Source organism: Lutispora thermophila DSM 19022 (assembly GCF_900142105.1).
GTDB lineage: Bacteria > Bacillota > Clostridia > Lutisporales > Lutisporaceae > Lutispora > Lutispora thermophila.
The window spans coordinates 80,731-105,626 of record NZ_FQZS01000011.1; the positions used below are offsets into that span (position 1 = coordinate 80,731).

Annotated in this window: 23 protein-coding genes and 3 tRNA genes; 22 read left to right on the forward strand and 4 right to left on the reverse strand. The window is 31.4% G+C overall.

The genetic code is table 11. The features are described from left to right. Positions 1–23: 23 nt before the first annotated feature. On the forward strand, positions 24–1,421 hold the full coding sequence (locus tag BUB48_RS09115; protein ID WP_073025928.1) for an oxaloacetate decarboxylase subunit alpha: 1,398 nt from the start codon (positions 24–26) through the stop codon (positions 1,419–1,421). A 27-nt stretch (positions 1,422–1,448) separates the two neighbouring features. Here the strand turns inward: BUB48_RS09115 and BUB48_RS09120 are convergent, their stop codons facing one another. Beyond that, positions 1,449–2,087, reverse strand: coding sequence for a hypothetical protein (locus BUB48_RS09120; protein WP_073025929.1), 639 nt, complete (start codon positions 2,085–2,087; stop codon positions 1,449–1,451). A gap of 73 nt (positions 2,088–2,160) precedes the next feature. On the opposite strand from BUB48_RS09120, the gene surE reads away from it, so the two are divergent. The 13 genes from surE (at position 2,161) to BUB48_RS09185 (ending at position 14,502) form a co-directional block, all read left to right on the forward strand. Next, entirely contained in the window at positions 2,161–2,940 is a 780-nt protein-coding gene (surE, locus tag BUB48_RS09125) for a 5'/3'-nucleotidase SurE (protein ID WP_333782585.1), read from the forward strand. A gap of 262 nt (positions 2,941–3,202) precedes the next feature. Further along, the gene (locus BUB48_RS09130; protein WP_073025931.1) at positions 3,203–3,409 is read left to right on the forward strand and encodes a 4Fe-4S dicluster domain-containing protein; all 207 of its coding nucleotides are present in this window, start codon (positions 3,203–3,205) and stop codon (positions 3,407–3,409) included. A gap of 1 nt (position 3,410) precedes the next feature. After that, positions 3,411–4,544, forward strand: a complete 1,134-nt coding sequence (locus tag BUB48_RS09135; RefSeq protein ID WP_073025932.1) for a 2-oxoacid:acceptor oxidoreductase subunit alpha — start codon at positions 3,411–3,413, stop codon at positions 4,542–4,544. Then, on the forward strand, positions 4,545–5,363 hold the full coding sequence (locus tag BUB48_RS09140) for a 2-oxoacid:ferredoxin oxidoreductase subunit beta (RefSeq protein ID WP_073025933.1): 819 nt from the start codon (positions 4,545–4,547) through the stop codon (positions 5,361–5,363). It abuts the gene before it with no gap. A 7-nt stretch (positions 5,364–5,370) separates the two neighbouring features. Continuing rightward, positions 5,371–5,907: a 2-oxoacid:acceptor oxidoreductase family protein gene (locus BUB48_RS09145; protein WP_073025934.1), complete on the forward strand. Its 537-nt coding sequence runs from the start codon at positions 5,371–5,373 to the stop codon at positions 5,905–5,907. A gap of 174 nt (positions 5,908–6,081) precedes the next feature. Continuing rightward, entirely contained in the window at positions 6,082–6,936 is an 855-nt protein-coding gene (locus BUB48_RS09150) for a MurR/RpiR family transcriptional regulator (RefSeq protein ID WP_073025935.1), read from the forward strand. 156 nt (positions 6,937–7,092) lie between these two features. Continuing rightward, the gene (locus tag BUB48_RS09155) at positions 7,093–8,346 is read left to right on the forward strand and encodes a Glu/Leu/Phe/Val family dehydrogenase (protein ID WP_073025936.1); all 1,254 of its coding nucleotides are present in this window, start codon (positions 7,093–7,095) and stop codon (positions 8,344–8,346) included. Between the two features lie 247 nt (positions 8,347–8,593). Next, a complete protein-coding gene (locus tag BUB48_RS09160) occupies positions 8,594–9,826 on the forward strand; it encodes a BaiN/RdsA family NAD(P)/FAD-dependent oxidoreductase (protein WP_073025937.1) in 1,233 nt (410 codons plus the stop codon). Positions 9,827–9,875: 49 nt separating this feature from the next. Continuing rightward, entirely contained in the window at positions 9,876–10,355 is a 480-nt protein-coding gene (locus BUB48_RS09165) for a hypothetical protein (protein ID WP_073025938.1), read from the forward strand. Between the two features lie 11 nt (positions 10,356–10,366). Next, positions 10,367–11,038 (forward strand): (d)CMP kinase, encoded by a 672-nt coding sequence (gene cmk, locus BUB48_RS09170; protein WP_073025939.1) that lies wholly within the window; start codon positions 10,367–10,369, stop codon positions 11,036–11,038. Then, on the forward strand, positions 11,028–11,594 hold the full coding sequence (locus BUB48_RS09175; RefSeq protein ID WP_073025940.1) for a lysophospholipid acyltransferase family protein: 567 nt from the start codon (positions 11,028–11,030) through the stop codon (positions 11,592–11,594). The genes cmk and BUB48_RS09175 overlap by 11 nt, the downstream gene beginning before the upstream one ends. An 11-nt stretch (positions 11,595–11,605) precedes the next feature. Next, positions 11,606–13,501 carry a bifunctional 4-hydroxy-3-methylbut-2-enyl diphosphate reductase/30S ribosomal protein S1 gene (locus BUB48_RS09180; RefSeq protein WP_073025941.1) on the forward strand — a complete coding sequence of 632 codons (1,896 nt, stop codon included), beginning with the start codon at positions 11,606–11,608 and terminating at the stop codon, positions 13,499–13,501. 224 nt (positions 13,502–13,725) lie between these two features. Beyond that, positions 13,726–14,502 carry a CheR family methyltransferase gene (locus BUB48_RS09185; RefSeq protein WP_073025942.1) on the forward strand — a complete coding sequence of 259 codons (777 nt, stop codon included), beginning with the start codon at positions 13,726–13,728 and terminating at the stop codon, positions 14,500–14,502. A 38-nt stretch (positions 14,503–14,540) separates the two neighbouring features. On the opposite strand, the gene BUB48_RS09190 is transcribed toward BUB48_RS09185, so the two are convergent. Beyond that, a tRNA-Phe gene (locus BUB48_RS09190) sits at positions 14,541–14,616 on the reverse strand. A 9-nt stretch (positions 14,617–14,625) separates the two neighbouring features. Then, positions 14,626–14,702 (reverse strand) — tRNA-Ile (locus tag BUB48_RS09195). Positions 14,703–14,849: 147 nt separating this feature from the next. Between BUB48_RS09195 and BUB48_RS09200 the strand changes: the two genes are divergently transcribed. Next, complete coding sequence (locus BUB48_RS09200) at positions 14,850–15,905, forward strand: CotS family spore coat protein (RefSeq protein WP_073025943.1); 1,056 nt, start codon at positions 14,850–14,852, stop codon at positions 15,903–15,905. Between the two features lie 113 nt (positions 15,906–16,018). Here BUB48_RS09200 and BUB48_RS09205 read toward each other — a convergent pair. Further along, positions 16,019–16,095: transfer RNA gene (locus BUB48_RS09205), tRNA-Pro, on the reverse strand. Positions 16,096–16,506: 411 nt separating this feature from the next. On the opposite strand from BUB48_RS09205, the gene BUB48_RS09210 reads away from it, so the two are divergent. The 7 genes from BUB48_RS09210 (at position 16,507) to mutS (ending at position 24,882) form a co-directional block, all read left to right on the forward strand. Continuing rightward, the gene (locus tag BUB48_RS09210) at positions 16,507–17,058 is read left to right on the forward strand and encodes a hypothetical protein (protein WP_073025944.1); all 552 of its coding nucleotides are present in this window, start codon (positions 16,507–16,509) and stop codon (positions 17,056–17,058) included. Between the two features lie 263 nt (positions 17,059–17,321). Then, on the forward strand, positions 17,322–18,212 hold the full coding sequence (locus BUB48_RS09215; RefSeq protein WP_084524469.1) for a branched-chain amino acid ABC transporter permease: 891 nt from the start codon (positions 17,322–17,324) through the stop codon (positions 18,210–18,212). 3 nt (positions 18,213–18,215) lie between these two features. Beyond that, positions 18,216–19,283 (forward strand): branched-chain amino acid ABC transporter permease, encoded by a 1,068-nt coding sequence (locus BUB48_RS09220; RefSeq protein WP_073025946.1) that lies wholly within the window; start codon positions 18,216–18,218, stop codon positions 19,281–19,283. Continuing rightward, positions 19,270–20,040 carry an ABC transporter ATP-binding protein gene (locus BUB48_RS09225; RefSeq protein ID WP_073025947.1) on the forward strand — a complete coding sequence of 257 codons (771 nt, stop codon included), beginning with the start codon at positions 19,270–19,272 and terminating at the stop codon, positions 20,038–20,040. The genes BUB48_RS09220 and BUB48_RS09225 overlap by 14 nt, the downstream gene beginning before the upstream one ends. After that, positions 20,033–20,749: an ABC transporter ATP-binding protein gene (locus BUB48_RS09230; RefSeq protein WP_073025948.1), complete on the forward strand. Its 717-nt coding sequence runs from the start codon at positions 20,033–20,035 to the stop codon at positions 20,747–20,749. The genes BUB48_RS09225 and BUB48_RS09230 overlap by 8 nt, the downstream gene beginning before the upstream one ends. 15 nt (positions 20,750–20,764) lie before the next feature. Further along, positions 20,765–22,213, forward strand: coding sequence for a tRNA (N6-isopentenyl adenosine(37)-C2)-methylthiotransferase MiaB (miaB, locus tag BUB48_RS09235; protein ID WP_073025949.1), 1,449 nt, complete (start codon positions 20,765–20,767; stop codon positions 22,211–22,213). 62 nt (positions 22,214–22,275) lie between these two features. Next, on the forward strand, positions 22,276–24,882 hold the full coding sequence (mutS, locus tag BUB48_RS09240) for a DNA mismatch repair protein MutS (RefSeq protein WP_073025950.1): 2,607 nt from the start codon (positions 22,276–22,278) through the stop codon (positions 24,880–24,882). Positions 24,883–24,896 lie beyond the last annotated feature (14 nt).

The following is a 24,896-nucleotide window of genomic DNA, read 5'->3' on the forward strand; positions in this document are numbered from 1 at the left end:
TAACAATATAGGGGGAAGTAATAATGTCGAAAATTAAAATAACTGAAACTGTACTGAGAGATGGCCATCAGTCTCTTATCGCTACTCGTATGAGAACAGATGAAATGTTACCAATATTAGAAAAAATGGATCAGGTTGGGTATCATTCTCTAGAAATGTGGGGTGGTGCAACCTTTGATTCTTGTTTAAGGTTTTTAAACGAAGATCCTTGGGATAGATTAAAGAAAATTAAATCTATATTGAAAAAAACAAAACTACAAATGCTCCTCAGGGGTCAAAACATATTAGGATACAAGAATTATCCTGATGATGTTTTAGTGGAATTTATTAAACGCTCCTTGGATAATGGAATTGATATAATCAGAATTTTTGATGCGTTAAATGACTTACGGAACATTGAAAAAGCCATTGAGACAACAAAAAAATATGGAGGACATGCTCAGGGCACAATTGTATATACTATTAGTCCTGTTCATAATATAGAATTATATGTATCATTAGCAAAGAAAATTCAAGACATGGGTGCTGACTCTCTTTGCATTAAAGACATGTCAGGCTTAATCACCCCATATGTTGCATATAACTTGGTAAAAGAGTTAAAGAAAAATATTAATATTCCTATACAACTACATAGCCATTATACAAGCGGTATGGCTTCTATGGCCTATCTAAAAGCTATTGAAGCAGGTGTAGATATAATAGATACTGCTATATCTCCATTTGGTTTAGGTACATCTCAGCCTGCAACCGAACCAATAGTAGCTACATTAAAAGATACCGAATATGATACAGGACTTGATCTAAATTTGTTAAATGAAATAGCTGAACATTTCAAAGGAATAAGAGAAAAATATATTAAACAAGGAATATTAAATCCAAATGTATTTAATGTAGATACAAGAGTGTTATCTTATCAAATACCTGGTGGTATGATGAGCAACTTATTATCCCAGTTGGAAGCACAAAATGCTACAGATAAGTTTGAAGATGTACTTAAGGAAATACCTAAAGTAAGGGAGGACTTAGGTTATCCTCCTCTTGTAACACCTACCAGCCAGATGGTTGGAACCCAAGCGGTATTTAATGTTGTTCTAGGAGAGAGATATAAGATGATACCATCAGAAATTAAAGCCTATGTAAAAGGTCAATATGGTAAGCCTGTTGTACCAATCTCCGATGAGATAAAGAAAAAAATTATTGGCGATGAAGATGTAATAACTGTTAGACCTGCAGATTTATTACCACCTCAGTTGAAAAAATATAAAGAAGAAATTAAGGAATACTACGAAAAAGAAGAAGATGTGCTAACTTATGCTTTATTCCCACAAGTAGCATTAAAATTTTTCAGCCTAAGAAAAGCTGAAAAATATAAAATTGACGATAATCTTGTAAATAATAAAGATATGACCTATCCCGTATAAATGTTAAGCCCCTGAAAAAGCAGGGGCTTAACATTTATCATGAACATATATCTTAATATTTTCTCCACAGCACACTTTAATAACCTTTACTCTCGAGTTGGGATTGATTTTACTTCCACACTTTAAACATACATAATTCTTATTATATATTTTATCATAATATACTTCAGTAGGAAGTGAACTGTATTTAGCCCAACTTTTCCAACCGGTTTTGCAGAACTTTAATCTATTATTATAATCCGCATAAACCCATTTCAGTAATCTTTTGAGATGGAAAGGATACTTGGTGTAAATTATAAAATCTCTTGGTAATCCCAAACTAATAGAATATTCTTCAAAAGTTTTTTCAATTAAAGATTGTAGCGGATCTAATATCTTAGTACACTTAAAATTGTAATTCATATATTTTAAATATTTTCTAGCATCATCAAACATATACCCTTGACATATTTCTATTTCTTCTTCTTTACTAACATTTAATATATCTAAAGCATTTTTTACTATATGTGTTGTATAATATAAGTATGATTTATTTTTAAAATTTATATTATTATATAAAGTTGGTGGTATAATATCATAATAATATTCTCCAGTTTCACAACGAAGAGCACCTATACATGTGCCACCGATTAAACTACCACTTCCTGCATCATCTATTTGTACCATTTTTTCACCTGCACTTCATATTAAGATAGTATATTGTATGATAAAAAATAATTTTTAAACATAAGGAGGCATTATGTTGAATATACTAGTTTCCAATGATGATGGAATAAGCTCATTAGGTATATATGAATTAGCAAGAGCATTGAAAAAGATAGGAAATGTAATTGTAGTATCCCCCGAATCAGAAAGAAGCGCCAGTGGACATTCTATTACAATGCATAAACCCTTAAGAAGTAATAAAGTTAATTTTAATGATGCTGATATTGAAGCTTGGAGTATAAATGGTACACCATCTGATTGCGTAAAATTTGCGTTAGAAGTCTTGGTTAAAAGTAAAATAGATCTGGTGGTATCAGGAATCAACAGAGGTCCTAATATGGGTACAGATGTATTATACTCTGGAACAGTATCCGCAGCAATTGAAGGTGCAATATATGGTAAACCTTCAGTTGCTATTTCCTTATCATGTAACGAAGAATGTGATTTTAAAGCATCTGCCAAGATTTCAGCATATCTTTGTCAGAAATTATATGAGTTTGGAATTGAAAAAGATACTGTAATGAATGTAAACATCCCAAATGTTCCATATGAAGATATTAAAGGTATTAAAATAACAAGATTAGGTGTTAGAAAGTATAAAAATTGCTTTGAAGAAAGAAAAGATCCAAGAGGAAAAAGCTATTACTGGTTAGCTGGAGAACTAGATGAAACTGGAGATGATGAAGGTACAGATATAAAAGCAATTAAGGAAAATTACATTTCAATAACTCCTATCAAAATTGATCTAACAAGTTATGAGTGTTTAAATAAAATGAAAAGGATACATTGGAGTTCAGCTAAAATTCATGATTAGTATTTTTATTAAAGCAAAAAGCCTTATTAAACAGTCCGCACTGTTTATAAGGCTTTCTATTTTATAATATATGTGAATCCTTAGTTTATATTTTATCATATTTATAAATCAATGCTTATTTTTTAAAAAAAGATGGTTTAATTATTGCATTAAAAAATATATTATTATATACTAAAAATGAAGGCAAAATTGCATTTTTTAAAATATTATATACAAAAATGAAACAAAAATTGCAATTCTATTTTTGAAGGAGGAGAAATGTATGAATAACAACGAAACCGTAACTGATAAGCTAGTTGTTAATGAAAATTGGTGCAAAGGATGCGGTATTTGTGTTAAGTTTTGTCCCAAAAATGTTTTAAAAGTGGAAAATGAAAAAGTAAAAGTTATTGATATTGATAAGTGTATACAATGCGGGCTATGTGAACTAAGATGCCCTGATTTTGCTATATATGTAAGGGGGAAATAGTATGAAATCCAAAGCTAGATTAATGCAAGGTAACGAAGCATGTGTAGAAGGTGCTATTGCAGCAGGAATGAAGTTTTTTGCTGGATATCCAATCACTCCTTCTACAGAAATAGCAGAAATAGCTGCTGAAAAATTACCTCGCGTAGGTGGAAAATTTATTCAGATGGAAGATGAAATTGCAAGTATGGCTGCCGTAATAGGAGCTTCATTAACAGGTTCAAAGAGCATGACTGCCACTAGTGGACCTGGTTTTTCACTCAAACAAGAAAATATAGGCTATGCTGCATTAGCAGAAGTTCCTTGTGTTGTAGTAGATGTACAGAGAAGTGGTCCAAGCACTGGTCTACCTACATCACCCGCTCAAGGTGACATTATGCAAGCTCGTTGGGGCACACATGGAGATCATCCTGTAATAGCATTGACTCCTTCTTCTGTAAGGGAAACTTTTGATCTAACTATAAGAGCATTTAATCTTTCAGAAAAATATAGAGTTCCAGTAATACTTCTGATGGACGAAATAATCGGACACATGAGAGAAAGAGTAGAACTCCCTGATGCTTTTGAAATTGAAATAGTAAATAGAAAAAAACCTACTGTTGGCAGAGATCAATACTTGCCTTACAAAGCTGATGAAGATTTAATACCGCCAATGGCCAACTATGGAGAAGGTTATCGATTCCATGTAACTGGGCTTGCTCATGATGAGACAGGTTTTCCCACTAATAGCCCTGCTATGGCAGATAAACTTTATAGAAGGCTTATGGATAAAATTGAAATGCACAAAGACGACATTATTCAGTGGGAGGAAGAAAACACTGATGACGCTGATGTGGTAATTGTATCTATAGGTGGTGTTTCCAGAGCAGCCGATACCGCTATGAAGCAACTTAGAGAAAAAGGATATAAGGTAGGTACATTCAGACCTATTACAGTATGGCCCTTCCCTGAAAAAAGGTTATTAGAGTTAGCAAGCAAAGTTAAGACTTTTGTTGTAGCTGAAATGAATCTCGGTCAAATAGCTTTGGAAGTAGAAAGAATAATAAAAGATAAAGCTGAACTGAAAAAAGTCAATAAGGTTAATGGTGAAGCAATATACCCAGAAGAAATTATTGCAAGAATAGAGGAGGTGCTCTAAATGCCAAGTGCTTTAGTTAACGAATATTTTAGAACAAATAAATTACCACAAATTTGGTGTCCAGGATGTGGTCATGGTATCATAACAAGAGCTATTACAGCTGCTATTGATAAACTGGGTTTAGAAAGAGATAAAATATGCATAGTATCAGGTATTGGATGTTCTTCGCGAGCTCCAGGATACATGGATTTCGATACACTTCACACAACTCACGGAAGAGCTATAGCTTTTGCAACTGGAGTAAAAATGGCAAATCCAGATTTGAAAGTAATTGTTATAACTGGTGATGGTGATGCTACTGCAATAGGAGGTAACCATTTAATACATGCTTGCAGAAGGAATATTGATATAACTACTATTGTATTTAATAACAATATATATGGTATGACAGGTGGACAATATTCCCCTACCACACCTAAATTTGATAAAGGTACTACAGCTCCATATGGAAACATTGATAAAGCTTTTGATATTCCAGCTTTAGCTGCCGCTGCTGGTGCAACATATGTTGGAAGATCTACAGCATATCATACACAGCTTTTGATATCACTAATAGAAAACGGAATAAAAAACGAAGGTTTTTCATTGATTGAAGCATTAAGTGTATGTCCTACTTATTATGGAAGAAAAAACAAGAAAGGATCAGCTGTAGACATGTTAGAGTGGCAAAAAGATCATGCTGTTAATATTTCAGCAGCTTCTAAAATGACTCCAGAATCATTGGAAGGTAAATTTCTAATAGGTGAATTTAAAAATAGTCCCGAACCAGAATACACAAGCGAGTATCAAAAGATTATCGATAGGTTATGTAAGGAGTGATATAGTAATGGATAGGCATGAAATTAGATTAAGCGGCTCGGGAGGCCAAGGACTAATAACTGGTGGTATAATACTAGCAGAAGCAGCAATATTGGAAGGAAAAAATGCTGTTCAAACTCAATCCTATGGTCCAGAAGCAAGAGGTGGTGCTAGTAAAGCAGAAGTAATAATATCCACAGATAAAATTGATTTTCCTAAAGTAAGAGATTGCGATATATTTTTATCTTTAACTCAAAAATCTTTCGACCAATATAGCAAAGGGGTAAAAGAGAACGGTATAATGATCGTTGATGAATCCATTGAAACTGGAGATTCAAAAATAAAAGTATATAAATTACCAATTATTCATACAGCGCACAATGTATTGGGCAAACCTATGGTAACTAATATTGTAGCAATAGGTGTAGTTGCTGCAATTTCCAAAGTTGTTTCTAAAGAAGTTTTGGAAGAAGCAGTATTAAATCACGTACCAAATGGTACGGAAGAGTTAAATAAAAAAGCATTGGAAATCGGTTATTCCCTTGGAGAGAATGCAGTTAAATAATATTATAACTGATAAGTTTATATAGAAAGTTGTAGTATAATCTTTCAATGAAAGCATTTTCAATAGGAAGTCTAACATTTAACTCATAGCACAAAATGGATTTTATGTAAATTATATTCCACTATGAAATGTAAAAATAGCTAGGAAAATATAATTAAGTAATGGGGTCATATAATGAACGAAAATCAGGATTTAATGAAAAAAATTCAGATGAACTTTCATAGATTGAGTAAAGGTCAAAAAATGATTGCTCAATACATCATGGAGAACTATGATAAAGCTGCTTTTATGACCGCTGCCAAGTTAGGAGAAAAGGTTGGGGTCAGCGAATCAACCGTAGTAAGATTTGCAAATGTACTAGACTTTGAAGGCTATCCTCATATGCAAAAAGAGCTCCAAGAAATGATTAGAACTAGATTAACTACTGTTCAAAGAATTGAAATGTCTACTGATTATTCAAATGAGGAAAATGTAGTAAAAAAAGTTCTAAAAGCAGATATAGACAATTTAAGAATGACTATGGAGAGTATAGATTTTAAAGTTTTTGAAGAAGCTGTAAAAGCTATTACAGAAGCAAAGCATATTTATATAGTTGCTATGAGAAGTTCTACAACCTTAGCTGACTTCCTAGCATTTTACTTAAATTTGATTAGAAATAATGTCTATGTAACAAGTAGATCAGTTTCTGATATATTTGACATACTTTTTAGAGTCAATAAAGATGATTTAGTAATTGGTATTGGATTTCCAAGATATTCCTCAAAAACAATTGAAGCGTTAGATTATGCTAAATCACAAGGTGCTAAGGTTCTCGCTATTACAGATAGCCTAATATCTCCTTTAGTATCTCATGCTGATTTTACCCTTACCGCCAAAAGCAATATGGAATCCTTTGTAGATTCTTTGGTTGCACCTTTAAGCCTCTTGAATGCATTAATAGTTGCTGTCGGTATAAAAGAAAAAAGAAAGGTATCAACGACCTTCGGTAAGCTCGAAGATATTTGGGAAAAATATAAAGTATATTCTTAGAATTTAATAAATATTGCAACTATTAAATATTTGCAATAAATAGAAGGATTTCGTGAAAACATATAGAATATCTTATTAGATTAAAGTTATAATATGGAATTTAGAGCAGGCTCACTGCTTTAAATTAATATATGTTATTAGGAGGTCTATTTAAATATGGCACACCAAGATAATTTAAATCCATTCTTAAATGCTCAAAAACAGGTTAAGGAAGCATGTGACAGACTAGGTCTTGAAGCTGACGTTTATGAAATCCTTAAGCAACCTTTAAAAGTTCTAGAAGTTGCAATCCCTGTAAGAATGGACGATGGCTCAATTAAAGTATTTACCGGTTACAGAGCACAGCATAATGATGCTGTTGGCCCATTTAAAGGCGGCATTAGATTCCATCCAAATGTAAGCAGAGAAGAAGTTATGGCATTATCTATCTGGATGACATTTAAATGCGGAGTTACTGGCATACCATATGGTGGAGGAAAAGGTGGCGTTATTGTTGATCCAAAAACTCTTTCTCAAGGTGAATTAGAAAGATTATCAAGAGGATATATCGATGCTGTATACAAAATATTAGGTGAACAAGTAGATGTCCCCGCTCCTGATGTAAATACCAATGGTCAGATAATGGCTTGGATGGTTGATGAATATAACAAGTTAGTAGGCAGAAATGCTTTAGGAGTTATTACAGGAAAACCATTGGAATTTGGTGGTTCAAAAGGCAGGACTGCTGCTACAGGTTTTGGTGTAGCCGTTGTAGCTAGGGAAGCAGCTAAAAGATTAGGTATTAATTTCAATGGTGCAACTATAGCTTTACAAGGAATAGGTAATGTTGGAAGCTATGCAGGATACAACATGGAAAAACTAGGCGGTAAAGTTGTTGCTGTTTGTGAATGGAATGGATCCGTTTACAAAGAAGATGGATTCGATATGCATGCATTAGTTAATTACATGAAAGAACACAAGACTGTAGTAGGGTTCCCAGGATCAAAAGAGATAACTAAGGACGAATTCTTCTCATTACCTGTAGATATACTAGTTCCTGCAGCGCTTGAGAACGAAATAACTGCAGAAGTAGCAGAGAAAATTCAAGCTAAATTAATATGTGAGGCAGCTAATGGTCCAACTACCCCAGATGGAGACGAAGTATTAAACAGAAGAGGTATATTAGTGACTCCAGATATCTTAACTAATGCTGGTGGTGTTACAGTTTCATACTTCGAATGGGTGCAAAACCTATATGGATATTACTGGACAGAAGAAGAAGTAGAAGAAAAAGAAGAAAGAGCAATGGTTGATGCATTTAATGACATTTATAAGATAAAAGAAGAGTATAATGTACCGATGAGAACTGCTGCTTATATGCATTCTATAAAGAGAATTGCAGCTGCAATGAAAGTAAGAGGTTGGTACTAATATAATCAAGCAATCAAAAAACCTGTTCAATGAACAGGTTTTTTGATTGCTTGGGAAAAGATATTATTCATACAATGAAAGATACGATAGAGATTTACACTTTGTAAACTACTTCAAAAACCAAAAAAAGGCTAACATTAAACTTGCCTATGGGTCATAAAAAATTATCTTTGATTAATACTTTTAATATAAACAAATACAATCAATATGCTATAATATTTAAAATTAAATATAAAGAGGTTATTTTATGAAATATGATGTCATTGTTGTCGGTGGTGGTCCTGCAGGGATGATGGCTGCAGGTATAGCTGGTTCAAGGAATAAAAAGGTATTGCTGGTAGAAAAAAATGATAAGTTAGGTAAGAAATTATTCATAACTGGAAAAGGAAGATGTAATCTAACTAATTCTGCCCCAAAAGATGAGTTTATATCTCATATAACTCGTAATTCTAAGTTTTTATACAGTTCTTTCTATAATTTCTTTAATGATGACTTAATTGATTTTTTTAATAAACTGGGTTTAAAAACCAAGACAGAAAGAGGTGGACGAGTATTTCCTTTATCTGATAAATCTAGTGATGTTATAAAAGCTTTAGAAAAGCATTTATATAATAATAATGTTGTTGTTAAGCTTAATTCAAGAGTAAAATCAGTTATTGCAGAAAATAACACAATAACAGGCATAGAAATTGAAGATGGTAGCAAAATTAATTGCTCTTCTCTAATTATTGCCACAGGTGGATTATCATATCCATTAACTGGCTCTACAGGAGATGGTTATAGATTCGCAAAGCAGCTTGGCCATCATGTAACAGACTTATTACCATCATTAGTACCTTTAGTAGTTAAAGAAGAATACATAAAGGAAATTCAAGGTTTATCACTAAAAAATGTATCGCTTAAGGCAATATGTGATGAAAAGATTCTATTTGAGGAAATTGGAGAAATGCTATTTACTCACTATGGTTTATCTGGTCCGCTGATTTTATCCGCCAGCTTCTATATTTCTGACAAAATTAATAAGAATAAAAAAGCAATTATAGAAATTGACTTAAAGCCTGGCTTAAGCCATGAAGAACTAGATAAGAGGCTATTAAAAGATTTTAATTTATACAGTAATAGACACTTTAAAAACTCATTAGATGATTTGCTACCAAAAAAACTTATTCCTGTAATTATAAAATTATCTGGCATACATGAAGATAAACAAGTAAATCAAATTTCAAAAGAAGAAAGAAAAAAACTTGTAAATTTACTAAAGGCTTTACAATTTGAAATCATTGGGACAAGACCAATATCAGAAGCTATTGTTACTTCTGGGGGAGTAAGTGTTAAAGAAATAAATCCTAAGACAATGGAATCTAAGTTAATTAAAGGTTTATATTTTGCAGGAGAGATTTTAGATGTAGATGCATTCACAGGTGGCTTTAATCTGCAAATTGCATTCTCGACAGGATATACTGCGGGTTTAAATTGTTAATAATTTGAGCATCATAATATAAGGCAGTAAATTTTTTGGAGGCTATGCTATGAACTCAAGGATGGAAAAAAAGAAAGTAAAGTATTTGGAATGGTGGGACAATATTGGAATAAAACTAAAAAAAGCTCTTTTGCTGTTATTTTTAATAACTTTTACCATACAATCAATTATGGCCTTAAATATCAATTTGCTGCCTTTAAATACAACTTTAAGACTAGAAGGTGAAGCAATCATTGAAAGTTATCATTACGAAGATAGAGGTACTATAAGAATTATTGCTGAAAATCTTAAAGATATATCACAAGTTAAAGCATATATAAATGGTGAACTAGTTAATAACAGCAATTCTAATAGTATTGATTTAGTAGTACGGAATAATGATGTTATTGAAATTGATGGAACGCAATTGGCGGAAAATATAAATATAATAATTGAAGACACTTCGGAAAATGTTGTTTCCCCTAAAAAAAGTATGAGATATAATATAAAAAGTAACATTGTAATAATAGGCAGAGTCAAGCTAAAATAGGGGGTATCGCTTTGGGTTTTAATGCTATTGCAATTGATGGTCCTGCAGGAGCTGGAAAAAGTACTGTAGCAAAAATGTTATCAGAAAGAATTGGTTACACCTATATAGACTCCGGGGCTTTATTTCGTGCCATAACTCTTAAAGTAATAAAACTTGGTATAGATATTAATGACATAGAAAGAATTATATTTCATGCAAGAAACTCTGACATAGATTTTTCAAACAATAAAATATATCTTGATGGAGCAAATGTAAGTGAAAAGATAAGAGACAATATAATCAATACCACCGTTTCTTATATTGCTATGATACCAGAAATTAGAGATATAGTTGTGGAGATACAACGTAAAATAGCATCAAATAAAAATGTTGTTGTTGATGGAAGAGATATAGGAACTACGGTTTTTCCGAATGCCTTTATTAAGTTTTTTTTAACTGCTTCTGTAGAAGAAAGAGCATTAAGAAGGTATAATGAACTTACAGACAAAAAGAAACACACTCTAGAAGAGATAAAAAAGCAAATTATTGAAAGAGACTTTATAGATGCAAATAGAGAAGCTTCTCCCTTGAGGCAAGCTGAGGATGCTATTCTTATTGATACAACTGGAAAAAGCATTGATGAAGTTGTATCAGAAATGTTATATTATGTTTTTATGAAGGGGGAGAAAAACTTTGTTATATAATATAGCAAAATTCTTGTTAAAACCTATATTCAACATATTATATGCAGTAAAAGTTGATGGTATGGATAATCTTCCATTAGATAACGGTTATATAGTATGTGGAAATCATGCAAAAGCAGTAGATCCCATTCTTATCGCAATAAACTTGCCTAGCAAGATTAATTTTATGGGTAAAAGTGAATTGTTTTCAAATAAAATTATAGGATATATATTAAGTAAATTAGGTGCTTTTCCAGTTAAAAGAGGTCAACCAGACCTAAAAAGCATAAAAACTTCACTAAAATTACTTCAAGAAAAGCAGAATATAGGCATATTCCCAGAAGGCACCAGAAATAGAACTGATGAATTGATAGCTGAGCCAGGAATTGCGATGCTTGCTATTAAGTCTAGAAGTCCCATTGTTCCTATAACAATTCAAACAAATTATAAATTTTTTAATAGAACAACAATAAACATTGGTAATACAATTTTTTTAGATGAGTATTTTGATAAAAAGCTAAAAAATGAAGATTATATTAATATAAGCTTAGATATAATGAAAAAAATAAAAAAATAATAGGTGATATAGTGAAAATTTTATTGGATAAAAATGCAGGTTTTTGCTTTGGAGTTAAAAATGCCGTTGCACAAACATTAAAGACTATAAAAAGCAGCAATGGTCAAAAAGTTTTTACCTACGGACCATTGATTCATAATCAACAAGTCATAGAGAATTTAAGAAAAATGGGAGTAATAGAAATCGAAAGTATTTCAGATAATATTGATTCAAATTCAATAATAATAATTCGATCTCATGGTGTACCAAAATCAATACTTGAAAAGATGATCTCTAAAGGCATTAATGTTGTAAATTGCACATGTCCATTTGTATCAAGGATTCATAAGATAGTTGAGGAAAAATATAACGACCACTATAAAATATTAATAGCTGGTGACGAAAATCATCCTGAAGTTATAGGTATTAATGGATGGTGTAATAATGAAGCTATTGTAATAGATGATGAAAAAAAGGTGGACAAACTCTCTTATTATGATAAAATATGTTTAGTTGCACAAACAACTTTTTCTAAAAATCTTTGGCATAGAATTAAAGAAAGAGTTAAAGATAAATTTAAAGATGTAGAAGTATTCGATACAATATGCAATGCAACAGAAAATAGACAAAAATCTGTAACAGAGCTAGCACAAAGTGTGGACGCAATGATTGTTATTGGTGGTTTTAATAGTTCAAATACTAAAAAGCTATATGAAATCGCAAAGCAATTTTGCAATGATACCTATCATATAGAAACTGCCAAAGATTTAGCAAAAGAAAAGCTTATAAAGGCACATACAGTTGGAATAACTGCTGGAGCTTCAACGCCTGATTGGATAATTAAGGAGGTTTTAATTAAAATGCAAGACTTTAACAACGAAAACATTATGGAAGAATATGAGAAAAGTTTTAGATCTCTTTATCCCGGTGAGACAGTGAAAGGCACTGTAATATCCTTTAATGATGAAGAGGTATTTGTAAATATAGGATATAAGGCTGATGGTATAATTAAAAAAGAAGATTTGACTTGGGATATGGATTTAGAAATATCTGATATTGTAAAGATAGGAGATGAAATAGAAGTTAAAGTTGTTAGCATCAATGATGGAGAAGGCAACGTAGTATTATCTAAGAAGTTAGTTGATGCGGAAAAAAACTGGTATAAACTTGAGTATGCCTACAACGAAAAGATTTCAGTACCAGGAGTTATAAAAGAAATTGTAAAAGGTGGAGGTATTGTCGAAGTATATGGAATAAGAACATTTATGCCTGCATCCTTATTTGATGTAAAATATGTTAGTGATCTAGAAGGTTACAAAAATAATAAAATAAATGTTAAAATTATTGAATTTGATAAAGACAATAAAAAAGTTGTCGTTTCTAGAAAGGACTACTTATTAGAAGAAAAAGCTAAAAAAGAAAACGAATTTTGGGCTAACGCAGAAGTTGGGCAAAAACTTGTAGGTGAAGTAAAAAGAATCACTGATTTTGGAGCTTTTGTTGATGTAGGCGGAGTAGATGGTTTAATCCATATTTCTGAGCTATCATACACAAGAATAAACCATCCAGCAGAAGTTGTAAAACCAGGCGATAAAGTAGAAGTTGTAATACTTGCTTTAGATAAAGAAAAGAATAAAATTTCATTAGGCTTAAAGCAGACAATGCCTGAACCTTGGTCTACAATTGAAGATAAATTTAAGGTAGGAGATATCATAGATGTTAAAGTTCTAAGGTTTGCTCCCTTCGGCGCTTTTGTAGAAGTTATCCCGGGAGTAGATGGACTAATCCACATATCACAAATATCAGATAAAAGAATAGCAAAACCTTCTGATGTATTACAAGTTAATCAGATAGTTAAAGCTAAAATTATTGATATTAATGTTCCAGAAAAGAAACTAAGTCTTAGCATGAAAGAAGTAGATCAATAAATTATTTATATACCAACCTTTAAATAAGGTTGGTATTTTTAAATTTTAAAATTCTAATGTATTTTTTTTTTAAAAGTGTAAATAATACTTAATGACCTCACAAAATACATTGAGACCCCCTTTACATTCTATTTTCGTGATATGTCAACATATCACGACTTTTTTTTACTTAGTTTTTATGTTAGAATTATTTAAAATACATAATTACTGCGAGGTGCTTGCAAATGCTTATAGGTTATGAAACCTTTAAAGAAAAAATATTTAAATTAACTAATATAGATCTATCATGTTATAAAGAACGTCAAATGAAAAGAAGAATAGACTCTTTAATCACCAGAAATAATTTTCAAGATTACGATTCATATTATAATGCTTTATTAAAGGATAGCCGATTATACAACGAATTTATAAATTATTTAACAATAAATGTATCTGAGTTTTATAGAAATCCTTCTCAGTGGGAAATTTTAGAGAAAGAAATAATACCTAAACTGTTATCCAAAAAAAATAATCTGAAAATATGGAGTGCAGCTTGTTCAACAGGAGAAGAACCTTATTCATTAGTCATGTTATTAAGCAAATTTATGAACTTAAAAGATATTAAGATATATGCTACAGATATAGATGATGATGCCCTTAGAAAAGCAAAAATAGGAACTTATAATGAAAAAAGTCTAGCTAATCTTCCAAGTGACTTTATACACAAATTCTTTAATAAAAATTCTAATATGTATAACATAAAAGAAGAAGTAAAGAAATGTGTAGAGTATAAAAAACACAATCTTTTAATGGACAAGTATCCAACTGATTGTGATATTATAACATGTAGAAATGTGTTGATATACTTTACTGAGGAAGCAAAAAATAATATATATATGAAATTTAGTAAATCACTTAGTCCCGAAGGTGTTTTATTCGTTGGAAGCACCGAGCAAATAATTTCATCTCAAAAATACAACCTTGAACCTATGAAAAACTTTTTTTACAGGTTAAAAAAATAGAAAAAAACAGAGAAAAATCTCTGTTTTTTTCTATTTTATGGTGCCTTGGGGCGGAATCGAACCACCGACACGAGGATTTTCAGTCCTCTGCTCTACCGACTGAGCTACCAAGGCATATTATAATGGTGGGCCTTCAGGGACTCGAACCCCGGACCAACCGGTTATGAGCCGGTTGCTCTAACCAACTGAGCTAAAGGCCCTTGGCAACAACATTATTGATTTTACTATAAATTTTATTACATGTCAATATAATAATCTAAGGATTTTTTAATTTTACTTATTGTGATTATATATTAGTACATAAAAAAATATAATGTAATGATGTAATGATATAGGGGTTGATATAAATGTCTAAATGCTTGAAATATATATACGAGTCATCAAACATAACTTTTTTCGAGCAGATTGAACTTGATAAAATTCTTAGGGAATATGATTTAAACATAATTAAGGTAGAAAAAGTGAGAAGTGTTTATAAAATTGATACTTTTAATGGCAGTTATTGCCTTAAAAAGATTGGAAACGGGCAAAAAAGAGCCATTAAAAGCATAAACATAATGGAGTATTTAAGGATGAATGGTTTTTATAAAGTAACAAAACCCATATACTGCATATCTGGCGATATAGTTATTCAAAGAAAAAATTCTACATACTACCTAACTAATTGGATCAATGCTAACGAAGTTGACTTTAATGAGTTGGAACAAGTATCGGATAGCATCTGCTTATTAGCGGAATTTCATGAAAAAGCTAAGGGATTTTTTTCAAAGAATATCACAATAAAAAATAATATTGGTAAACTTCCAAGGTTATACAATGATTATTTAAAATTACTTAACAAATTAAAGGAGAATTTAGAAAATAGACCTGACAAAAGTATTTTTGATAGCATTTATTATGAAAATATTGATTACTTTATTAATCAAGCTGAACAAGCTTTATATATATTAAAAAAATCAGATTATAACAAGCTTTGTGATGTAAGAAAAAAAGAACTTTATTTATGCCATGATAGTTTTTATTACCAAAATATATTAAAAGATGATAAAAGTAATTATTTCATTATCGATTTAGAAAGTTGCTTATATGACTTACCTGTTGTTGATATAGGAAAATTTATGAGAAGAATCATGTATAGGAAAAACTATTTGTGGAACTTTGATCTTTTTAAAATGATTATTTCTAAATATGCTGCTATAAAAGAAATTAACGAAAATGAATATAAGATACTGCTTTCAATGTTGATGTTTCCATATAAATTCTATAAACTAGGAAAAAAGAAATATATAAAAAAGAAAAAATGGAAAGATGAAAGATTTCTAAAAAAGTTAAATAATGTGTTAGTAGCTGAAGAGTCCAAAAAATTGTTTATAAAAAATTATATGGATTATTATGGTCAATAAAAATATTAGGTAAATAAATACTATGTAACAAATTTGATGATTAAATATTAAAATTACTAGTATAAGTTAAAAACTGTTGAAATGCTTTTAAAAGCATTTCAACAGTTTTTTAATGGTCGGGGCAACAGGATTTGAACCTGCGGCCTCTTGGTCCCGAACCAAGCGCGCTACCAAGCTGCGCCATGCCCCGAAATCTATTTTCTATATTATACCCTAATATAAATAAAGTCAATAGTTTTTCTTAAATGCCCCTAATACATTAAATTATAAAATAATTTTGCTAGCTCAATTATTTTATTTCTATTAAAATAATTGGTTATGAAATAAAATCCACATGACTATCTTTGAACATGGCACCTTAAATAAGTCAAATTGCATTTATAATAACTTTTTATGAGAATGTAATTATGCCAAGCATTTTGAAATTTCACTACAAATTATACTTAATAATTAGACAAATATGTTCCGCTATAAAATAGAGAATAATTTCCGCAAACTTGGACATATAAATAATTATAATATATAAGTCACAATGTAGTTTTAATAATATTAGAGCATTTGAGAAAAATAAAACTATAAAACATTCATTGAAGGTGATCAAATGCTTAGTAACTTTAAAAGTGAAGAATTAGTAAAAGTTCAAGGAAAGTTATTTCCTGTAGTTGGTGGAAGATTAAGGCTTGCCCATGAAGATAACTCCAGCCTTAGCATAGAGACTAAAGTAATATCTTATGACGGCGAAATAGCAGTAATTCAAGCTACAGTCAAAACTGAAAAAGGAGTATATAACGGACTTGGCAATGCATCTACTAAAAGAGACAGAATTTTATCAAATGCTATCTTAGAATTAGCTGAAACAAGAGCCATAGCTAGAGCTTTAAGATTTGCCGGATATGGAGTAGAATACACAGGCTTTGAAGAAGTAGAAAACAACAGCGAAAACGATGATAAGGAAACAGCTTCAAAAACACAATTGATGGATATATTTGCTTATGCAAAAGAAATTAATATGTCAAATGAAGACTTAAAAAGCATAATAGTAAAAACAACTGGTAAAACGTATACTAAAGAATTAACAAAAAAAGAAGCCAATACTATATTAGAAATGCTTACGAAAATAAAAGAAAATGAACAGGACAATTTAATTATGTAAATAAACTAGAACATTGTATTAAATCGCTGTTGTGTGAATAAAAATTCTATAGTATAATTAACTAAAAATGCTCACAAACCCTTGGGGCCCCTACGATAAGAGACACAAATGTTAATTTGTGCATATATTTGGACAATTATTTTGTTTCATTAATATGAGTAATTTCCAAGTATGATTTATGATTAAGTAATAAATAAGCTTCCTATAGTATGGAAGCTTATTTAAGTAAAAATATTTAATTAGGTGGTGAGTATATGATAAACATGACTTGGGAAATGTTCTTGCAGCATTTGGCCAACGGTATTTCTCTAGGAAGTCTATATGCCCTCATTGCCATAGGTTACACCATGGTTTATGGCATCTTAAGATTAATTAACTTTGCTCATGGTGACATTTTTATGATGGCTACTTATTTTGCTTTTTTTGGCGTATTTTTTGGACTACCATGGTATATAGCTTTCCCAATAACCATAATACTAACAATTTTACTTGGTATGGGCGTTGAAATAGCGGCCTATAGAAGTCTAAGAGACGCGCCCAAAATTTCAATTATGATATCTGCCATTGGCGCTTCATTTTTGATTGAAAATCTTGCAATTGTCATTTTTGGAGGAAGACCTAAGGCTTTTCCCACTGAAGAATTATTTACAAAGGTTGTTTACATCGGTAATATTTCTGTTCAAAGATTGACATTTATAATACCCATAGTAACAATTATATTGCTTGTTATGCTATTATATTTGATTAATAAAACCAAAACAGGTATGGCAATGCGAGCAGTTTCTAAAGATCATGAAACTGCAAAACTTATGGGCGTTAATATTGATAGAACTATTTCTACAACATTTGGTATAGGTTCTGCATTAGCTGCTATTGGAGGTATAATGTGGGGACTAAAATTCCCTCAGATTCAGCCATTAATGGGCGTTATGCCTGGCTTGAAATGCTTTATAGCAGCAGTAATAGGTGGAATTGGTAATATTACCGGTGCAGTTATCGGTGGCTTTTTCCTTGGAGTAAGTGAAATTATGCTTGTTGCCATTTTCCAAGGATTAACTGGTTATCGTGATGCTTTTGCTTTTATAATCCTTATTTTAGTACTCCTCTTTAAACCAACAGGTATAATGGGAGAAAAAATATCAGAGAAGGTGTAGTTTATGAAAAAGAGGAATTATTATCTAACAACAATATCATTGATCTTTCTCGTAATTTTTCTATACTTTGCCCATAACTACATGGACGCATACATAGTTAGAATACTTAATCTTTGTGCGATTTATACAATACTAGGATTAAGCATGAATCTTATAAATGGCTTTACAGGGCTTTTTTCATTAGGGCATGCAGGCTTTATGGCTATAGGAGCATATGTTACTGCTATTCTAACCCTTTCTGTCAATTCTAAGATTCAAAACTTCTTTTTAGAGCCAATAGCAGCACCATTAGCTAATGTGGAATGGCCTTTTTTCCCTGCACTTCTTCTTGCAGGTGTTTTAAGTGCAATAGCTGGTTTTTTGATAGGCGCACCTGCTCTTAGACTGAAAGGTGATTATTTAGCTATAGCAACCTTAGGTTTTGCAGAAATTATTAGAGTAATATTCACTAATACTCAGAATATAACTAACGGCGCCTTAGGTTTGAAAGGAATACCCGCTTATACAAATTTATGGTGGAGCTTTGGTATTGCAGCCTTCACTGTACTGTTTATGGCTTTACTCATAAATAGCAGTTATGGAAGAGCATTGAAAGCGATAAGGGAAGATGAAATTGCAGCAGAAAGCATGGGAATAAACCTTTTTAAACATAAAGTAATGTCATTTACAATAGGTGCTTTCTTTGCAGGTATAGGTGGAGGTCTTATGGCAAATCTACTAGGAACCATAGATCCTGCTATGTTTAAATTCACTCTAACATTTAATATTCTACTCATTATTGTATTAGGTGGTATGGGAAGTATCACTGGTACAGTAATATCAGCCTTTATAGTAACAATATCTCAAGAAGCTTTACGTTTCTTGGATCAGCCTATGGATTTAGGCTTATTTGTTATTCCAGGAATATCAGGTATGAGAATGGTAGTTTTCTCTGTACTTCTTATGATAGTTGTGTTATTTTATAGACATGGCCTTATGGGAACTAATGAATTTAGTTGGGATAAATTTTTAAATGCAATATCACTAAAAAAACCTCTATCAAAAGGAGGTAAATATAATGGAAATGCTTAGAGCTGATAATATAACTATGCAATTTGGAGGTTTGACTGCTGTAAAAGACTTTAATTTAGTGCTAAATAAAGGTGAAATTGTTGCTTTAATAGGTCCAAACGGTGCAGGAAAAACTACAGCATTTAATATGATAACAGGTGTATATAAACCTACAAAGGGAAAAATATATTTTAAAGGAAAAGATATTACATACTTAGCACCACATAGAATTACTAAATTAGGCATAGCTAGAACCTTCCAAAATATAAGATTATTTAAAGATTTAAGTGTTCTAGATAATGTTTTAATAGCAAATCATCTTCATATAAAATCTAATCTGTTTGAAGCTGTTACAAGGTTTCCAAGATATAGAATTGAAGAAAAAGAAATGATAAAAAAATCTCTCAATTTACTAGAAATGGTAGGTTTAACCAATGTGGAAAACGAAAAGTCCAGCTCATTACCATATGGAATGCAGCGTAGACTGGAAATAGCTAGAGCTTTAGCTACAAACCCGGAAGTTCTGCTGCTTGATGAACCTGCAGCAGGAATGAATCCAAAAGAAACCGAAGATCTTACTAAATTTATAAAGCAAATTAGAGATGATTTTGATTTAACTATATTTATGATAGAACATCATATGCAGGTAGTTATGGGGATATCCAAAAGAATCTATGTACTTGATTATGGAGTTACTATTGCTCATGGCAATCCCAATGAAATACAAAATAATCAAAGAGTCATTGAAGCTTATTTGGGGGTGGAAAACAATGCTTAAAATAGACAATTTAGTAGTTGCTTATGGTGGCATAGAAGCACTAAAAGGTATAAATTTAGAAGTTGAAGAAGGCAAAATTGTTACACTAGTGGGCGCAAATGGTGCAGGTAAGAGCACTACCTTAAGAAGTGTTGTAGGTTTGGTGAAGCCAAAAAGCGGCAGCATAACTTATAACAATATAGACTTGCTAAACATGAAAACACAAGATATAGTAAAATTAGGTATAACATTGGTTCCTGAGGGAAGAAGAATATTCCCGAATTTAACAGTACTTGAAAACTTGAAATTAGGCGCTTACTTCAGAAAAGACACTAATGAAATAAAAAAAGATTTGGAATGGGTTTATAGCTTATTCCCAATTCTTAAAGAAAGACATTGGCAGATGGCAGGTACTTTATCAGGTGGAGAACAACAAATGCTGGCAGTAGGTAGAGCATTGATGTCAAAGCCTAAACTTTTAATGATGGATGAACCATCTCTTGGCTTGGCACCTATAATAGTAAATGAACTATTTAATATCATTAAAGAAATCCATAACCAAGGTGTTACAATTCTATTAATCGAGCAAAATGCTAATGCAGCATTACACATTGCTGATATTGGTTATGTAATTGAAACAGGTATGATTAAGATTAAAGGTGAAGGAAAAGAACTTTTAAATAATGATGAAGTAAGAAAAGCATACTTAGGAGAAAATGTATCAAATTAGATAGAGGGATAGTAAATGGCAAAAAAAGAAATAGTACATGTTACAGTAGAAGAAATTGCGAAGCAAAATGAAATTATATTAAGAATAAAAGAAAATAATGATATGGAGTATAACAAAACTGGAAGGGTTAAATATGCAAAGGTTATAACATACGGATGCCAACAAAACAATGCAGACTCAGAAAAATTGAAAGGCATGCTAAAGTTAATGGGCTATAGCCAGACAGAAGATAACGAAGAGGCTGATGTGATTCTATTTAATACATGTTGTGTAAGAGAAAATGCAGAACTTAAGCTATACGGCAATATTGGCTCTTTAAAAGGTTTAAAGAAAAAAAAGCCCGAACTTATAATAGGCGTATGTGGTTGCATGATGCAACAGAAACATGCGGTAGAAATGATTAAACAGAAGTATAAACATGTAGACTTAATTTTTGGAACACATAATATTTATAAGTTTCCTGAGATATTTGAAAATGCTTTGCACGAAAAATATACCCTTATTGACATTCTGGATACTGACGGAGTTATAGTAGAAAAATTACCAATAGAGAGAAATGAAAAACATAAAGCTTGGATCACTGTAATGTATGGTTGTAATAATTTTTGTTCTTATTGCATTGTTCCATATGTTAGAGGGAGAGAGAGAAGCCGTGATCCCAAAGATATAATTGAAGAAATAAAAAATCTTGCTCAGGATGGCTGCAAAGAAGTAACTCTTTTAGGTCAGAATGTAAACTCCTACGGAAAAGATTTGCCTTTCAATTTTGATTTTGCAGATCTTTTGTATGAAGTAAATAAAATCAATGGGATTGAGAGAATTAGATTTATGACCTCTCATCCAAAAGATATATCAGATAAATTGATTACAGCTATGAAAGATTGTTCTAAAGTATGTGAGCAATTACATCTTCCTTTTCAAGCAGGTAGTAATAAAATATTAAAAGCTATGAATAGGGTATATACTATAGAAGAATACCTTGAAAAAGTAGATAAAGTAAAAAAAGCGATTCCAGGAATAGCTTTGACAACGGACATTATAGTTGGTTTTCCTGGCGAAACAACGGAAGATTTCCAAGAAACATTAGATGTTGTGCGTAAAGTAAGGTTCGATCAAGCTTTTACATTTATCTATTCAAAAAGAAAAGGAACTCCTGCTGCTAAAATGGAGGACAATATAAAACTCGAAGAAAAGCAAAGGAATTTTAATAAGCTGGTAGAATTACAAAATCAAATTTGCAAAGAGATAAATGAGACCTACAATGGCAAAATTTACGAAGTTCTTGTAGATGGTCCTAGCAAAACTAATAAAGATATATTAACTGGTAGAACCAGAACCGGCAAAATAGTCAACTTTAGAGGGAATAATGTAAAAATAGGCGACCTTGTTCATGTGAAAATTATTGAAGTTCATTCCTGGTCATTAAATGGAGAATTGGTAAATGATATAAGAAACCAGAGTTAATCTCTGGTTTTTTTATATGATTATTTTTGTTATAATTGATATATCAAGAAAGAGGTGAGGATATGTCTCAGATGACACCAATGATGAAGCAATACTTAGAAATAAAAGAACAGCATAAAGATAAAATACTTTTCTTTAGGCTGGGAGATTTTTATGAAATGTTTTTTGATGATGCTATAATTGCTTCGAAGGTTTTAGATATAACCCTAACAGGTAGAGACTGCGGTTTGGAAGAAAGAGCACCGATGTGTGGCATACCTTATCATGCAGCTGATTCATATATAAGCAAACTTATAGATAATAATTATAAAATAGCAATCTGTGAACAGGTTGAAGATCCTTCTCTGGCGAAAGGAATAGTAAAGCGAGAAGTAATCAGAATTATAACACCTGGAACAATAACAAGCAGTTCCATGCTAGATGATAAAGTAAATAATTATTTAATGTCAATTTACTTATCAAATGATAACATTGGATTGTCTTATATAGATTTATCAACAGGAGAATTTTTATCAACAGCTATAGAAAGCAAGCAATGGAATATGGCTATAGAAGAAATTAAGAGAGTGAATCCATCAGAAATAATAATTAACACTGATAATGATATCCTTGAAAATGAATTCAAATCCATAACTGTTTTAGATAAAAGATATTATGATGTACATGACTGCAGCCAAAGGCTAAAAATTCAATTTAGAGTAGAAGCATTGGAAGGTCTCGGTATAGAAAAAGAAGTGTCAATAAAATCTGCTGGCTCTCTATTGCTCTATTTGGATGAAACCCAGAAGAGTTCATTGTCAAATATAAACAAAATTAAAATATATAGTATTTCAAATTACATGGTTTTGGATAATAACACAAGAAGAAATCTGGAATTGTGTGAAACTATAAGGGATAGGAGCAAGAAAGGTTCTCTTTTATCAGTTCTGGATAAAACTAAAACATCAATGGGAGCCAGAATGCTTAGACAATGGATTGAGAAACCTTTATTGTCTGTGGAAGAAATCAATGATAGATTGAGTGCGGTTGAAGAATTATATAATAACTTTTTGCTTCGTGAAGAGCTTAGAGAATATTTGAACTCCATATATGATATGGAACGATTAGGAACTAGAATATCACTAGGCTCAGCAAATGCAAAAGACCTTATTTCATTTAAAAATTCATTATTAAATCTGCCTCATATAAAAAATATTATATCTAACTTTAGTAGTCCGATGCTCAGCAAACTAAGCAATGATTTCGATGATCTGATAGACTTATATGATATAATTGATAAGTCAATAAATGAAGAAGCTCCATATAGCCTTAAAGAAGGAAATCTGATTAAAGATAATTTCAGTGAAGAAATAGATAGATATAGAAAAGCCTCAAAAAATGGAAAACAATGGATTATTGGACTGGAGCAAAAAGAAAGGCAAAGAACTGGGATAAAATCATTGAAAATTGGTTATAATAAGGTATTTGGATATTTCATAGAAGTCACAAAATCCAATATTGGAAATATACCAGATGATTACATAAGAAAACAGACATTATCAAACGCTGAACGATATATTACCCCTGAATTAAAAGAACTGGAAGAAGAAGTTCTCCATGCCGATGAAAGACTAATTGATCTTGAATATGAAACCTTTGTGACTATCAGACAGGAAATTGCTAAACATATAGGAAGAATTCAAAATACTGCTAATATATTAGCAGTCATTGATTGCCTATGTTCATTTGCGGAAATATCACAAAAAAACAACTATGTTAAACCTTTAGTTGGGCAACATGATGAAATAGAAATTAAAGATGGCAGACATCCAGTAGTAGAATCAGAAAATATGAATAGCGGTTTTGTACCAAATGATACAAAATTAGATTGTAATGATAATAGGTTATTGATTATAACAGGGCCTAATATGGCAGGTAAATCTACATATATGAGGCAAATTGCACTCATAGTGTTAATGGCTCAGATAGGCTGTTATGTTCCAGCATCTTATGCAAAAATCGGCATTGTAGATAGGATATTTACCCGAGTAGGTGCTTCTGATGATCTTGCTTCTGGTCAAAGCACATTCATGGTTGAGATGACTGAACTTGCTAATATCATCAATAGTGCTACAAATAAGAGTTTAGTGATTTTAGATGAAATAGGAAGAGGTACCAGCACTTTTGATGGGCTTAGTATTGCTTGGGCTACAGCAGAATATATTTCTGACAAAAATAAACTAGGATGCAAAACATTGTTCGCTACTCATTACCATGAATTGACCGAACTAGAAAATAAATTGACAGGCATAAAAAACTATTATATAGCTGTAGAAGAGAAAGGAAAAGACATTATATTTCTTAGAAAAATTAGACGCGGAAGCATTAGCGGAAGCTATGGCATACATGTTGCTCGATTAGCTGGAGTGCCCGATGAAATAGTTGAGAGAGCCTTTGACATACTAGATGCTATCAATAGTTCTAATAAAGATACTGAAATTAACACTGGTGACATAAAAAAAGTAAAAAAAGAAAAGGCGAAGGAATCTGATGAGTTTAATCTCTTCAATTATTCAATATATGAACTGGCAGAAGAAATAAGAAATATTGATATAAATAATATAACGCCAATTGAAGCACTAAATAAAATAAACATGCTCAAAGACAAGTTAAAATCATTATATAGTTAGTATTAGTATTGGAG

Coding starts and splice junctions, on each gene's coding strand:
- BUB48_RS09115 (WP_073025928.1), top strand. CDS start 24: ATGTCGAAAATTAAAATAACTGAAACTGTACTGAGAGATGGCCATCAG.
- BUB48_RS09120 (WP_073025929.1), bottom strand. CDS start 2,087: ATGGTACAAATAGATGATGCAGGAAGTGGTAGTTTAATCGGTGGCACA.
- surE (WP_333782585.1), top strand. CDS start 2,161: ATGTTGAATATACTAGTTTCCAATGATGATGGAATAAGCTCATTAGGT.
- BUB48_RS09130 (WP_073025931.1), top strand. CDS start 3,203: ATGAATAACAACGAAACCGTAACTGATAAGCTAGTTGTTAATGAAAAT.
- BUB48_RS09135 (WP_073025932.1), top strand. CDS start 3,411: ATGAAATCCAAAGCTAGATTAATGCAAGGTAACGAAGCATGTGTAGAA.
- BUB48_RS09140 (WP_073025933.1), top strand. CDS start 4,545: ATGCCAAGTGCTTTAGTTAACGAATATTTTAGAACAAATAAATTACCA.
- BUB48_RS09145 (WP_073025934.1), top strand. CDS start 5,371: ATGGATAGGCATGAAATTAGATTAAGCGGCTCGGGAGGCCAAGGACTA.
- BUB48_RS09150 (WP_073025935.1), top strand. CDS start 6,082: ATGAACGAAAATCAGGATTTAATGAAAAAAATTCAGATGAACTTTCAT.
- BUB48_RS09155 (WP_073025936.1), top strand. CDS start 7,093: ATGGCACACCAAGATAATTTAAATCCATTCTTAAATGCTCAAAAACAG.
- BUB48_RS09160 (WP_073025937.1), top strand. CDS start 8,594: ATGAAATATGATGTCATTGTTGTCGGTGGTGGTCCTGCAGGGATGATG.
- BUB48_RS09165 (WP_073025938.1), top strand. CDS start 9,876: ATGAACTCAAGGATGGAAAAAAAGAAAGTAAAGTATTTGGAATGGTGG.
- BUB48_RS09185 (WP_073025942.1), top strand. CDS start 13,726: ATGCTTATAGGTTATGAAACCTTTAAAGAAAAAATATTTAAATTAACT.
- BUB48_RS09200 (WP_073025943.1), top strand. CDS start 14,850: ATGTCTAAATGCTTGAAATATATATACGAGTCATCAAACATAACTTTT.
- BUB48_RS09210 (WP_073025944.1), top strand. CDS start 16,507: ATGCTTAGTAACTTTAAAAGTGAAGAATTAGTAAAAGTTCAAGGAAAG.
- BUB48_RS09215 (WP_084524469.1), top strand. CDS start 17,322: ATGACTTGGGAAATGTTCTTGCAGCATTTGGCCAACGGTATTTCTCTA.
- BUB48_RS09220 (WP_073025946.1), top strand. CDS start 18,216: ATGAAAAAGAGGAATTATTATCTAACAACAATATCATTGATCTTTCTC.
- BUB48_RS09225 (WP_073025947.1), top strand. CDS start 19,270: ATGGAAATGCTTAGAGCTGATAATATAACTATGCAATTTGGAGGTTTG.
- BUB48_RS09230 (WP_073025948.1), top strand. CDS start 20,033: ATGCTTAAAATAGACAATTTAGTAGTTGCTTATGGTGGCATAGAAGCA.
- miaB (WP_073025949.1), top strand. CDS start 20,765: ATGGCAAAAAAAGAAATAGTACATGTTACAGTAGAAGAAATTGCGAAG.
- mutS (WP_073025950.1), top strand. CDS start 22,276: ATGTCTCAGATGACACCAATGATGAAGCAATACTTAGAAATAAAAGAA.